The sequence below is a fragment of the Thioclava pacifica DSM 10166 genome (assembly GCF_000714535.1).
Classification (GTDB): domain Bacteria; phylum Pseudomonadota; class Alphaproteobacteria; order Rhodobacterales; family Rhodobacteraceae; genus Thioclava; species Thioclava pacifica.
Genome location: NZ_AUND01000007.1, coordinates 1 through 11,108, shown reverse-complemented (window position 1 = coordinate 11,108; position 11,108 = coordinate 1). Strand labels below are relative to the sequence as shown.

General features: G+C 65.3%; 13 protein-coding genes, 2 pseudogenes and 1 riboswitch. Of the genes and pseudogenes, 10 read left to right on the top strand and 5 right to left on the bottom strand.

Annotated elements, in window-relative coordinates; translation table 11 throughout:
- Nucleotides 1–2 precede the first annotated feature (2 nt).
- On the top strand, nt 3–758 hold the full coding sequence (locus TP2_RS05295; RefSeq protein ID WP_038074506.1) for a precorrin-2 C(20)-methyltransferase: 756 nt from the start codon (nt 3–5) through the stop codon (nt 756–758).
- Nucleotides 755–1,507 carry a precorrin-3B C(17)-methyltransferase gene (gene cobJ / locus TP2_RS05290; RefSeq protein WP_038074503.1) on the top strand — a complete coding sequence of 251 codons (753 nt, stop codon included), beginning with the start codon at nt 755–757 and terminating at the stop codon, nt 1,505–1,507. The genes TP2_RS05295 and cobJ overlap by 4 nt, the downstream gene beginning before the upstream one ends.
- Here cobJ and TP2_RS05285 read toward each other — a convergent pair.
- Nucleotides 1,465–2,235, bottom strand: a complete 771-nt coding sequence (locus tag TP2_RS05285) for a cobalt-precorrin-6A reductase (RefSeq protein WP_038074500.1) — start codon at nt 2,233–2,235, stop codon at nt 1,465–1,467. The genes cobJ and TP2_RS05285 overlap by 43 nt on opposite strands.
- On the opposite strand from TP2_RS05285, the gene TP2_RS05280 reads away from it, so the two are divergent.
- The 7 genes from TP2_RS05280 to cobF all read left to right on the top strand — a co-directional run bounded on the left by TP2_RS05280 (nt 2,234) and on the right by cobF (nt 8,383).
- Nucleotides 2,234–3,424 carry a bifunctional cobalt-precorrin-7 (C(5))-methyltransferase/cobalt-precorrin-6B (C(15))-methyltransferase gene (locus TP2_RS05280; RefSeq protein WP_038074497.1) on the top strand — a complete coding sequence of 397 codons (1,191 nt, stop codon included), beginning with the start codon at nt 2,234–2,236 and terminating at the stop codon, nt 3,422–3,424. The two genes, TP2_RS05285 and TP2_RS05280, sit on opposite strands and share 2 nt — an antisense overlap.
- Entirely contained in the window at nt 3,421–3,750 is a 330-nt protein-coding gene (locus TP2_RS05275) for a cobalamin biosynthesis protein (protein WP_038074545.1), read from the top strand. Before TP2_RS05280 ends, TP2_RS05275 begins: the two co-directional genes overlap by 4 nt.
- Complete coding sequence (gene cobM / locus TP2_RS05270) at nt 3,747–4,544, top strand: precorrin-4 C(11)-methyltransferase (RefSeq protein WP_038074494.1); 798 nt, start codon at nt 3,747–3,749, stop codon at nt 4,542–4,544. Before TP2_RS05275 ends, cobM begins: the two co-directional genes overlap by 4 nt.
- Nucleotides 4,541–5,860 carry a cobyrinic acid a,c-diamide synthase CobB gene (locus tag TP2_RS05265; RefSeq protein ID WP_038074492.1) on the top strand — a complete coding sequence of 440 codons (1,320 nt, stop codon included), beginning with the start codon at nt 4,541–4,543 and terminating at the stop codon, nt 5,858–5,860. The genes cobM and TP2_RS05265 overlap by 4 nt, the downstream gene beginning before the upstream one ends.
- Complete coding sequence (gene cobA / locus TP2_RS05260; RefSeq protein WP_038074490.1) at nt 5,857–6,603, top strand: uroporphyrinogen-III C-methyltransferase; 747 nt, start codon at nt 5,857–5,859, stop codon at nt 6,601–6,603. Before TP2_RS05265 ends, cobA begins: the two co-directional genes overlap by 4 nt.
- Before the next feature lie 30 nt (nt 6,604–6,633).
- Nucleotides 6,634–6,853: riboswitch (cobalamin riboswitch) on the top strand.
- Between the two features lie 31 nt (nt 6,854–6,884).
- Nucleotides 6,885–7,550: an energy-coupling factor ABC transporter permease gene (locus TP2_RS05255; protein ID WP_038074488.1), complete on the top strand. Its 666-nt coding sequence runs from the start codon at nt 6,885–6,887 to the stop codon at nt 7,548–7,550.
- Nucleotides 7,551–7,612: 62 nt separating this feature from the next.
- A complete protein-coding gene (gene cobF / locus TP2_RS05250) occupies nt 7,613–8,383 on the top strand; it encodes a precorrin-6A synthase (deacetylating) (RefSeq protein ID WP_038074486.1) in 771 nt (256 codons plus the stop codon).
- A 362-nt stretch (nt 8,384–8,745) separates the two neighbouring features.
- On the opposite strand, the gene TP2_RS05245 is transcribed toward cobF, so the two are convergent.
- Complete coding sequence (locus tag TP2_RS05245) at nt 8,746–8,913, bottom strand: type II toxin-antitoxin system VapC family toxin (RefSeq protein ID WP_206198321.1); 168 nt, start codon at nt 8,911–8,913, stop codon at nt 8,746–8,748.
- Between the two features lie 68 nt (nt 8,914–8,981).
- On the opposite strand from TP2_RS05245, the gene TP2_RS19045 reads away from it, so the two are divergent.
- Nucleotides 8,982–9,158 (top strand): integrase core domain-containing protein, encoded by a 177-nt coding sequence (locus TP2_RS19045; RefSeq protein ID WP_084713991.1) that lies wholly within the window; start codon nt 8,982–8,984, stop codon nt 9,156–9,158.
- Nucleotides 9,159–9,260: 102 nt separating this feature from the next.
- On the opposite strand, the pseudogene TP2_RS05240 reads toward TP2_RS19045, so the two are convergent.
- The 3 genes and pseudogenes from TP2_RS05240 to TP2_RS05230 form a co-directional block, all read right to left on the bottom strand.
- A pseudogene (locus TP2_RS05240) lies at nt 9,261–9,516 on the bottom strand (IS5/IS1182 family transposase); the annotation flags it as partial.
- Between the two features lie 218 nt (nt 9,517–9,734).
- Nucleotides 9,735–10,775 carry an IS110 family RNA-guided transposase gene (locus tag TP2_RS05235; RefSeq protein WP_038074484.1) on the bottom strand — a complete coding sequence of 347 codons (1,041 nt, stop codon included), beginning with the start codon at nt 10,773–10,775 and terminating at the stop codon, nt 9,735–9,737.
- Between the two features lie 86 nt (nt 10,776–10,861).
- A pseudogene (locus TP2_RS05230) lies at nt 10,862–11,038 on the bottom strand (transposase); the annotation flags it as partial.
- Between the last annotated feature and the right edge of the window lie 70 nt (nt 11,039–11,108).

The following is an 11,108-nucleotide window of genomic DNA, read 5'->3' as shown; positions in this document are numbered from 1 at the left end:
CGATGGGACGGATCATCTGTGCGGGCCTCGGCCCCGGCGCCCCCGATCTGATGTCGCGCCGCGCCGAGCGGGCGGTGCGCGGCGCTAGCCATGTCGCCTATTTCCGCAAGAAGGGCCGCAAGGGTCAGGCGCGCCAGATCGTCGAGGGGATGATCGACGAGGGCGCGATCGAGCTTGCGATGGAGTATCCCGTCACGACCGAGATCCCCTTCGACAGCCCCGAATACATCACGCAGCTTGCGCGTTTTTACGACGACTGGGCGGCGAGGCTGACAGAGCTTGCGCGCAGCCATGACGTCGTCGTGCTGTGCGAGGGCGACCCCTTCTTCTACGGCTCGTTCATGCATCTCTACACGCGCCTGCGCGGCACGGTCGAGATCGAGGTGATCCCCGGCATCACCGGGATGACCGGTTGCTGGACCGCGACCGGCACGCCGATCACCTGGGGCGACGATGTGCTGACCGTGCTGATGGGGACGATGCCCGAAGACGAGATGGTGACGCGCATGGCGGCCTCCGATGCGCTGGTCGTGATGAAGACCGGGCGCAATCTGCCCAAGGTCAAACGCGCGCTTGCTCGTGCGGGGCGGCTCGATGAGGCCTGGCTGGTCGAGCGCGGCACGATGAAGGGCGAGCGGATCGTGCGGCTTTGCGAGACCGGCGAGGCCGACTGCCCCTATTTCGCGATCGTGCTGGTGCATGGACAGGGGCGTCGACCCGAATTGCCCGCGCGTCCGCTAGTCGAGGTCTCGCTGTGAGCGGCTGGGTCGCGGTTGCCGGGCTGGGCCCCGGAGCGGAGGATCTGGTGACGCCGGAGGTCCGCGCCGCGCTGGCCGAGGCGACCGATGTGGTGGGCTACATTCCCTACGTCGCGCGCGTCGCCCCGCGCGCGGGGCTGCGCCTTCATGCGAGCGACAACCGGGTCGAGCTGGACCGCGCGCTTCACGCGCTGGAGATGGCGCGGGAGGGGCGGCGGGTCGTGATCGTTTCCTCCGGCGATCCCGGGGTTTTCGCGATGGCCTCGGCCGTGTTCGAGCGGCTCGAGACCGCGCCCGATTTCGCTGGCACCGAGATCCGCATCCTGCCCGGTATCACCGCGATGCTTGCCGCGGCCGCCCGCGCGGGTGCGCCTTTGGGACATGATTTCTGCGCGATCAACCTGAGCGACAATCTCAAGCCCTTCGATCTCGTCGAACACCGCCTGCGCCATGCCGCGCGGGGCGATTTCGCGATGGCATTCTACAATCCGCGCTCGAAGTCGCGCCCGCATCAGTTCGCCCGTGTGCTCGAGGTCTTGCGCGAGGAATGTGGACCCGACCGGCTGATCATCTTCGCCCGCGCGGTCTCGACACCGGACGAGGCGCTGCAGGTGGTGACGCTGGCCGAGGCCGCGCCCGAGATGGCCGATATGCGCACCGTCGTGCTGGTCGGTAATTCGCAGACGCGCCGGGTGGGCGATTGGGTTTATACGCCGCGCGGCACTTCCGTTGCCGGAGCCGCCGGATGAGCCGCGAGCCATTCCATAACGCCTTCAAGCGTGTCGCGGCTCTCGCGCGGCGGCAGGGTTGGCCGGTCAACGAGGATCACGGGCAGGCGAAGTGCGCGGGCGGCTATCAGCTTGGCCTCCGCGCCGCGTCCGCCTGCGTTCTTGGCGACGATATGGGTGATGCGATGGTCCTGCATCAACGCGGTATCGCCCGCCACGTCGAACGGTCCGCGCCCGATCACGGCATGCGCATCGGGCAGCGGCAGCGGACCCTCTGGCGGGTCGACCAAGCGCAGAAGGTAGTGATTTGCAGGCTTGGCCGCGAACTCGGCCAGTTGCTGCTTGCCGATCGCGAGAAACACGCGCGCGCCGTTCTCGGGCAGGGCGGCGCAGGCCGCCGCCATGTCGCGCAGGCGCGTCCAGCGATCTTCCGGGCTCGCCTGCCACGGCATGCGCTCGTGGGACAGAAGGGGGAGACCGCTCTGACCGCAGGCCTCGATTGCATTACGGCTCATCTGCGCGGCGAAGGGGTGGGTCGCGTCGATGACATGGGTGATGCGCTCGCGCAGGAGGTAATCGCGCAGCCCTTTCACGCCGCCGAACCCGCCGATCCGCGTCGGCAGCGGCTGCGGCACCGGATGATCCGTGCGCCCCGCATAGGAAAAGACCGCGTCGATCCCGCGCTCGGCCAGATGGCGGGCGAGGCGGCTGGCTTCGGTGGTGCCGCCGAGCAGCAGGAGGCGCATCATGGCTGATCCGTGGTTGAGTATCGTGGGTCTGGGCGAAGATGGCCTGAGTGGGCTTTGCGATGCAAGCCGCGATGCGCTGGCACGGGCCGAGGTGATTTTCGGCGGGCCGCGCCACCTCGATCTGGTTGGTGCCGGCCCGCGCGGGCGCGCATGGCCCGTGCCCTTCGATATCGCCCCGGTTCTGGCGCTGCGCGGATGCCCGGTCGCGGTTCTCGCCTCGGGCGATCCGTTCTGGTTCGGCGCGGGCGGCACACTCGCCGCACATCTGCAACCCGGCGAGTGGAGCGCCTTTCCGGTTGCGGGCGCGGTGTCGCTGGCCTGCGCGCGGCTTGGATGGAAGATCGAGGAGGTCGGAGCGCTGGGCCTGCACGCGGCGGGGTTCGGGGCGCTGCGCCGGGTGCTACATCGCGGTGCGCGGCTGGTTGTGACGCTGCGCGATGGTTCGGCCCCTTCAGCGTTGGCTGCGTGGCTTGTCGCGCAGGGATATGGCGCTGTGCGCTTGCATGTGCTGGAACGTCTCGGCGGTCCTTCGGAGCAGGTGCGCTCGGTGCAGGCGGATGAGTTTGACCTGACGGGGATCGCCGCGCCTGTGACGGTGGCACTCGATGCTGCTGCGATGTCGCCCGTGGTGGGATTGCCGCGTGTGCCGGGGCTGGCCGAGGATCGGTTCGCTCATGACGGGCAGATCACCAAATCCCCCATTCGGGCGCTGACGCTCGCGGCGCTGGCGCCGCGGCCGGGAGAGCTGCTTTGGGATATCGGCGGCGGCTCGGGGTCGGTGTCGGTCGAATGGTGCCTCGCAGGCGGGCGCGCCATCACGATCGAGCCGCGCCCCGATCGCGTCGCCAATATCCGCGCCAATATCGAGGGCTTTGGCCTCGTGCGCCAGATGGAGGCTGTTACAGGGGCTGCGCCGGATGACCTCGCCGGGTTGCCGCGGCCCGATGCGGTCTTTGTCGGTGGCGGTGGATCGGCGGCGCTGCATGACTGGCTCTGGGCGCATTTGTCCGAAGGCACCCGGATCGTCGCCAATGGCGTGACGCTCGAAACCGAGTCCTTGCTTGCCGAACGGCACACGCGCCATGGCGGTGAGTTGTTGCGGATCGAACTGTCGCGCGCAGAGCCGCTGGGTCGGATGCGCGGCTGGAAGGCTTCCCGGCCCGTCCTGCAATGGAGCGTGACGCGATGAAAGTGGCCGGGATCGGATTTCAGAGTGGAACGCACTCGCGGGTGTTGCGCGAAGCGCTTGGTGCAATCGGGGCGGTCGAGCGCATCGCGACGGTCGCCCCGAAGGCCGGGGCGCTGGCGGTGGCGCTCGGAAAAGAGGTCGAAGGTGTCGAGGTGGCAGGGGTCGCCACGCCGACGCAATCGCGGGCCTCGCTTGCGGCGCATGGCACGGGCTCGGTCGCGGAGGCCGCGGCCCTCGTCGCGGCGGGTCACGGCGCGCGGCTTGTGTTGACGAGACAGATCATCGGCGGCGTCACCATCGCCGTCGCGGAAGGAGACGAGGGATGACGGTTCACTTCATCGGAGCAGGGCCCGGCGCGCCCGATCTGATCACGCTGCGGGGGCACGACCTGATCGCGTCTTGTCCGGTATGTCTTTATGCCGGGAGCCTTGTGCCGCAGGCCCTGCTTGCCCATTGCCCCGAGGGCGCCAGGATCGTGAACACGGCGCCATTGAGCCTCGACGAGATCATCGAGGAGATCGCCACCGCGCATGCGGCGGGGCAAGAGGTGGCTCGGCTTCATTCCGGGGATCTTTCGGTCTGGTCGGCGATGGGCGAGCAGCTGCGCCGCTTGCGCGAACTGGGCATTCCCTATGACGTGACGCCAGGCGTGCCGAGCTTTGCCGCCGCCGCGGCGACACTCAGCGCCGAACTGACTCTACCCGGCGTGGTGCAATCGGTTGTGCTGACACGGACCTCTGGTCGTGCAACCGCGATGCCTCCGGGCGAGACGCTTGAGAATTTCGCTCGCACCGGCGCGGTGCTGGCGATCCACCTATCTGTGCATGTGCTCGAGAAGGTCATCGTCGAGCTGACTCCTCACTACGGCGCTGATTGTCCGGTGGCTGTGGTCTGGCGCGCGAGCTGGCCGGATGAGAGGGTCGTGCGTGCGACGCTTGGAACCCTGCGCACCGCTATCGGCGCCGAGATGGAACGCACCGCGCTGATCCTTGTCGGGCATTCGATCGGTGCGGAGACGTTCGACGAAAGCCGCCTTTACGCGGGCGATTACGACCGCCGTTACCGCCCCGTCGGCACCGATCCGCGCTTTCCAGAGACCGCACCGGAGCGCGGTGAATGACCCCGGGTCTGGTGATCTCGGCCCCGGCTTCCGGCGCGGGGAAGACGACGCTGACGCTTGGTTTGCTCGCGGCGTTGCGCGCGCGGGGGCTGGAGGTTCAGCCCTTCAAATGTGGCCCGGATTACATTGATCCGGCGTTTCATCACGCGGCGGCGGGACGGTCTTCGGTCAATCTCGACGCCTGGGCGATGACGCCTGCACAGATCGCGCAGCTTGCGGATCGCGCGGCGGATATCATCGTCGCCGAGGGCTCAATGGGACTGTTCGACGGGGTGGCCGTGCCGGGTGAAACCGGGACCGGGGCCAGCGCCGATATCGCGGCGCTGATGGGCTGGCCGGTGGTGCTGGTGGTCGACGCCTCGGGACAGGCGCAGACGGCGGCGGCGGTCGCGCAGGGATTGGCCCAGTTTCGCAAGGGCGTCACGGTCGCGGGGGTTGTGCTCAACAAGATCGCCTCGCCCCGGCACGAAGCGCTGGTGCGCCAGGGCTTCGAGGGGATCGGGGTGCCGGTGCTGGGCGTGCTCCCACGCGCCGCCGGGATCGAATTGCCGTCGCGCCATCTGGGCCTTGTGCAGGCCGAGGAGACAGGGGATCTGGCGCGGCTCCTGACCGAGGCCGGTCGGATCGTGGCGGAGCATTGCGACCTCGACGCGATCCTCGCTTGCGCGAAGGCCTCTCCACCCGACGCTTCGCCATGCCGCCCGCTGCCGCCTCCTGGCAGCCGGATCGCGCTTGCTCGCGACGCCGCGTTTTCCTTCGTCTATCCGCACCTGATGGAGGGCTGGCGCGCGGCGGGCGCGACGATCCTGCCCTTCTCGCCGCTGGCCGATGAGGCCCCGGATCCGAGCGCCGAATGCTGCTGGCTGCCCGGAGGCTATCCCGAGCTTCACGCGGCGCGGCTTGCGGGTAATGGAACCTTCCTCGACGGGACCCGCCGCTTCGCGCAGACCCGTCCAGTTCACGGGGAATGCGGCGGTTACATGACGCTTGGCGCGGGGATCGTCGACGCCGAGGAAAAGCGCCACGAGATGCTGGGGCTTCTGGGGCTCGCGACCAGCTTTGCCAAACGCAAGATGCATCTGGGTTATCGCCGCGCCGAGCTTATCGCGCCGCTGCCGGGCCATCGTGCCGGGGCGGTGTTACGTGGCCACGAGTTTCACTATGCCTCGATCCTGTCGCAGCCCGATGCGCCGCTCGCCCGCGTTTTCGATCCCAATGGCGACGCGGTGCTCGAAACCGGATCGCGGTGTGAAATGTCGGGCGGCGGGCGCGTTACCGGCACGTTCTTTCACCTGATCGCGGAGGCCAGCTCATGAACGGTTTCGTTTCCTTCGTTTCGGCGGGGCCGGGCGACCCCGAACTTCTGACCCTCAAAGCGGTCGATCGGCTACAGCGCGCCGATGTGATCCTGTTTGACGATCTCGCCTCGGGCCCGATCCTAGTCCATGCAGGTGAGAGGGCCGAGTTGATCGCGGTCGGCAAACGGGCGGGTCGGCTCTCGCCGAAACAGGATCACGTCAGCCGGCTTCTGGTCGATCACGCGTGCGCCGCGACCCGTATCGTGCGACTGAAATCGGGCGATAGCGGAATTTTCGGGCGCCTCGAAGAAGAGCTGCGCGCGCTTGATGCGGCCGGGATCGGTTACGAGATCATCCCCGGTGTGCCCTCGGCCTGCGCGGCGGCGGCAGCGGCGGGTCTGCCGCTCACGCGGCGGCTGACGGCGCGCCGGGTGCAGTTCGTAACCGGGGCCGACATCACCGGCGATCTGCCCGAAGTGTTGAACTGGTCCGCGCTGGCCGATCCGGGGGCGACCACGGTCGTTTTCATGGGCAAGCGGACTTTTCCGCGGCTGGCGGCGCAATTGCAGGCCCACGGTCTGCCCGGCGAGACGCCCGCACTTCTGGCCGAGGCTGTGGGGCACCCGGAGCAGCACCTCCTCCGCACCACCGTGTCTGCACTGGCGGAAAGACTGGCGCAGAGCCGGTCCGACCAGCCCGCGCTGATCCTTTACGGACCGCTTGCCCCCGATGGGAGCGCGAAAAGCGCGCTTGAAGAGTGATCGAAACTTGACGCGGCCCGGCGGGTCGCGTTTACCTGAAACCCTGTTTGGTGCCCGCAGATGCGCAAAGCGCAGGGCTCAATCGGGAACGGGGAAGGGTGGACCAAGTTGCGGCACCCGAAGCCCCGGCCGCCCCCGCGACTGTATGCGGTGAGCGCGCTCCGACAAGACCACTGGGGGTTGCCCCCGGGAAGGTGGAGTGGCGCTTCGACCCGCGAGCCAGGAGACCGGCCAGCAGCCACATCAACCGCCGTCGGGTGTGACGGCAAGGAGAACGCGATATGCATATCGAACCCGGCATCGTCACCGGTGCCAAGATCGTCCTGAGCTATGCCACGGCTGCGACCGCTGGCCTTTATACCCTCAAAATCGCTGCTGAAACGCTGCGTGTGCAAGGTGCCGTTTCGCTCGCCACGCGATCGCTTGTCGCCACGGGCGCGGTTTTCACTTTCTTCCAGATATTGCCGCATTACCCGGTTGGCGTTTCCGAGGTGCATTTGATTCTCGGTTCGACACTGTTTCTGCTGCTTGGTGCCGCGCCCGCAGCGATCGGTCTTGCGATGGGGCTGCTTATTCAGGGCCTGTTCTTTGCGCAGTTTGACCTGCCGCAATACGGGATGAACGTGACGACCCTTCTCGTGCCGCTTTTCGGGTTGCAGCTTCTCGCCAAGCGTCTGATCGCGCCGGGCACCGCCTATGTCGATCTGAAATACAGCCAGGCGCTGGCGCTTTCGACTGCTTATCAGGGCGGGATCGTTGCTTGGGTCGCGTTCTGGGCGATCTACGGGCAGGGCTTTGCCGAGGTGGGCAAAGTGATGACCTTTGGCGCGGCCTATATGTCGGTGATCGTCTTGGAGCCGCTCATCGATCTGGCGGTGTTGGCGCTTGCGAAGCGCACGACCGCGCTGCGCGGCAGCGGCTTCGTCACGCCGCGCCTCTACGCCTGAGCGTAGTGACATGAACGAAACCGGAAGGGGGCCGCGGGCCCCCTTTCGCCTTGGAGAAACGCATGATCGAACTTGCTCTGATTGGCATTGGCACCGGGAATCCCGATCACGTTACGGCGCAGGCGATTGAGGCGATGAACGCCGCGGACCTCATCATGATTCCGGTCAAAGGCCCCGAGAAAACCGAGCTGGCCGAGCTGCGCCGAACATTGCTCACGACGTATCTGAAAAATCCCGAAACGCGCGTGGTCGAGTTCGACCTGCCGGTGCGCGACGCGGTGACGACCAGCTACGGCGCAACTGTTGCGGATTGGCATGGCGCGATTGCCGAGGCATGGGAGACGGTGATCAGCGACACGCTCGACCCTGGAACCCCCGGCAGGGTCGCACTGCTGATCTGGGGCGACCCGATGCTCTACGACAGCAGCCTGCGTATCGCCGGGATATTGGGACGTCGCATTCCTCTGCGCCCGCGTGTCATCCCCGGCATTACCGCGATACAGGCGCTGTGCGCGGCCCATGCGATTCCGCTCAATGAGGTGGGCGCGCCGGTCGTGATCAGCACGGGACGGCAACTGCGTGACCATGGCTGGCCCGATGGTGCGGAAACGGTCGTCGTGATGCTCGATGGGGAATGCTCCTTCCGCACGCTCGAGCCCGAGGGGATACATATCTGGTGGGGCGGGTGCGTGTCGATGCCGCAAGAACGCCTTGTCGCCGGAGCGCTGTCCGATGTTGGAGCGAAGATTGTGGCTGTCCGGGAGGAGTTGCGCGCGAGAAACGGCTGGGTGATGGATATTTATCTCCTGCGCCGCATGAGCAGGAAACCGTAGCCCTTTGTGGCGCTCACTGGAGGCGCGGCTGAGCCCAGATAGACGGCGCGATGAATATGAAACAGCCTTCGAAATGACAGGCGAGCCCCTGAAAATTTTAGTCGAAGATAAGACTAAAGCCTCGGAACCAGAACATTACGGCCGTGGCGAAAGCAACTGTGGAGAGGCAGCCCTTCGGGAAACTGTCGTAGCGGCTTATCCCTATCTGCTGGTCAACCGCATGCGCGCGTAGGTCTGAGGCAGGCGGCGACCATGGACCGGATCAATCGCGGGTTCGGCCGAAGGGGCGTCAGCGATGGCGTGCATTAGGATCATCCGGGGCTCTCCGAGAAAGGGAAATCCCAAACCCCTTTCGTTCAACCTCATGCCAGATCGGTCTTCGCAAAATCGTCGCCCTTGTAGAGAAGCGCCGTCCAGTATCCCTTTGCACAGGCATAGGCAAAGCAATCCCCGAAGTTCAGATCGGCCTCGTGGCCCAAGGCCTTCCCATAGGTTCGGGCCGCTTCGAGAGCCCCAGCGCCTAGCGTCACCGAGCAGGTCCTCGGGGCGCTCCCCCCCTTCAACATTTCATCCGGAGATTCCTTGGAGATCGTGATGCATGCTTCCTTTCGATGAAGCATGGACCGGATCATTCATACACAGAAGACCTGACACTCTCCAAAAGCTGGAGGATTGGCGAAGACACTACAATGACGATCGACCCCATAGTGCGATCGGATACAACGTCACGAGCGCACTGCACTTTCCCGATGGCGTAACCTGCCTGCCATCGTGACAAAGGTCGGAAACTCCGACGTCCGGCGGTCCAAAAAACGTAGGCAGAGCAAAACCAACCGGGCTCCGGTCACGGCTGGATGAAAGACCCGTGGCAGGTCATGACGAACAGGTTGAGCGGCCGCCCTTGGCTGTCGCAGATGGCATGCAGTTTGGTGTTCAGCCACCCTTGGTCCGACCGATCAGGCGTCCACGCCCCCCTTTTTCGCGGCCATGCTGGTCGCAGTGCGGTGAGTCTTCAAATAGGTCGCGTCGATCATCACGGTCTTTTCCTCGCCGTGCTCGGCAGCCAGACCGATCATCATCTGCGCGAAGATGCCTTTCTCGCTCCAACGCTTCCATCGGCTGTAAAGCGTTCTCTGGTTGCGGCCTTGTCAAGCGGGTAAAGCTGATGTCCGTCCGGGGTCATGGTTCTCTCCGAGGTCGCATTGAGCGCCTCATAATGGTTTTCGGTGGCGGATCGTCTCCAATGTCTTGTGCGGGGTGTGGCACCTGGCCATCCCATGCTCTACAGCGAGATCAATCAACCTCCGTCCCTTCGGGACTGCGCTCCCCGCTTCAGACGCGGGAACTCAGATCAGGCGGTGGCCTCCTTTGTCCATTGATAGTCGGTTCCATTTTTCCAGAGCGTCAGCATAAGCACTGCGATTTTGCGGGCTGTCGCGACAGCCGCCTTGCGGAAACCGCGCCGTCCGGCCAGTCGTACAGCCCAGCTTTTCAGCTGCGAGAAACGTTTCACCTGATGGATCACGGATGACGCCGCTTCGAACAGTAGCCCGCGCATTGCACCGTCACCGCATTTCGAAACGCGCCCCGACCAATCCATCTCGCCAGACTGATGCCGCTTTGGCGTCAACCCAAGAAAAGCGCCTACATCCGACGTCCGGTTGAACCGACCGGGATCATCAACCAGGGCGATGAAACTGAGCGCGTTGACTGGACCAACACCGGGGATTGTCATCAGGCGACGCGCGACAGGATGGACCTTGGCCGTTTTCCTCACCGCCTTGTCCAAGTCGTCCGCCACTTGGCACAACTTGGCATGGGTCGCGATGAAGGCATCGGCTATGGCCCGCAGAACCGGGTCTGTCTCGCCCGCGGCCGCCAGTTGATCGCGGAACGCTTGCCTCTGTCGCCCCTGGCCAATGCCGATCATACGGATGCCGAAGGTTTTGAGGACGCCACGAATGTGACCTTCGAGGTCCTTGCGCAACCGGATCAACCGTTCCCGCGCGCCTACCAAGCTGCGAAGCCGGTCCGCCTCCTCGCTGCGGATGTGAACCGGCGTGAACCAACCGGTGCGCGCAAGCTGGGCCAGACCTTCGGCGTCGGCGGCATCCGACTTGTTGAGCCGCGCCGACAAGCTCTTGTGCGCCTTGCGGGCATCAATGCAGGTCGCGGGCAAGCCGAGACTGGCGAGGCCGCGCTGCAACCAGATCGCCAGCATTCCGCTTTCATGCACGATCCGTCGGGGAGTGAGATCACGGTTGCGAAACCAGCCTGCCACGCCTTCGGGATCAGCAGGACAGGCACCACGCGCGACGGTCTTTCCATCCCCATCGATCACACAAATCGAAATCTCTTTCAGCGAGACATCCAAACCGGCATAATGTTCCATAGGTCGTTCTCCTCACGGCTTATATCCATGAGGCCAACATACCGGACCTCGTTCGCCCCCGGAGAGCGACCGCCGCAATCACACCATGTCTTGTGCGGACCATATTCCCGCGGCGCACCCCGCCAGCGCAACCCATTGCGATTGATGAAGATAGTTCCGCTCAACACCCGTCTGTCATCGACCCTTGGTTTGCCGTGCGACTTCGGGAAGAAAGGGGCGAGCTTGGCCATCTGCTCGTCGGTCAGCCAGTAAAGGTCGCTCATGTCACCGCTCCGTTTTCCGAGCCGTGAATCACGCAGCGCGTTGAAAATAGCAGTGTCCCACCGGGTGGTG

Bases quoted from the DNA above. Each gene is read 5' to 3' on its own strand.
- TP2_RS05295 (WP_038074506.1), top strand. From the start codon at position 3: ATGGGACGGATCATCTGTGCGGGCCTCGGCCCCGGCGCCCCCGATCTG.
- TP2_RS05280 (WP_038074497.1), top strand. From the start codon at position 2,234: ATGGCTGATCCGTGGTTGAGTATCGTGGGTCTGGGCGAAGATGGCCTG.
- TP2_RS05285 (WP_038074500.1), bottom strand. From the start codon at position 2,235: ATGATGCGCCTCCTGCTGCTCGGCGGCACCACCGAAGCCAGCCGCCTC.
- TP2_RS05275 (WP_038074545.1), top strand. From the start codon at position 3,421: ATGAAAGTGGCCGGGATCGGATTTCAGAGTGGAACGCACTCGCGGGTG.
- cobM (WP_038074494.1), top strand. From the start codon at position 3,747: ATGACGGTTCACTTCATCGGAGCAGGGCCCGGCGCGCCCGATCTGATC.
- TP2_RS05265 (WP_038074492.1), top strand. From the start codon at position 4,541: ATGACCCCGGGTCTGGTGATCTCGGCCCCGGCTTCCGGCGCGGGGAAG.
- cobA (WP_038074490.1), top strand. From the start codon at position 5,857: ATGAACGGTTTCGTTTCCTTCGTTTCGGCGGGGCCGGGCGACCCCGAA.
- TP2_RS05255 (WP_038074488.1), top strand. From the start codon at position 6,885: ATGCATATCGAACCCGGCATCGTCACCGGTGCCAAGATCGTCCTGAGC.
- cobF (WP_038074486.1), top strand. From the start codon at position 7,613: ATGATCGAACTTGCTCTGATTGGCATTGGCACCGGGAATCCCGATCAC.
- TP2_RS19045 (WP_084713991.1), top strand. From the start codon at position 8,982: ATGCTTCCTTTCGATGAAGCATGGACCGGATCATTCATACACAGAAGA.
- TP2_RS05235 (WP_038074484.1), bottom strand. From the start codon at position 10,775: ATGGAACATTATGCCGGTTTGGATGTCTCGCTGAAAGAGATTTCGATT.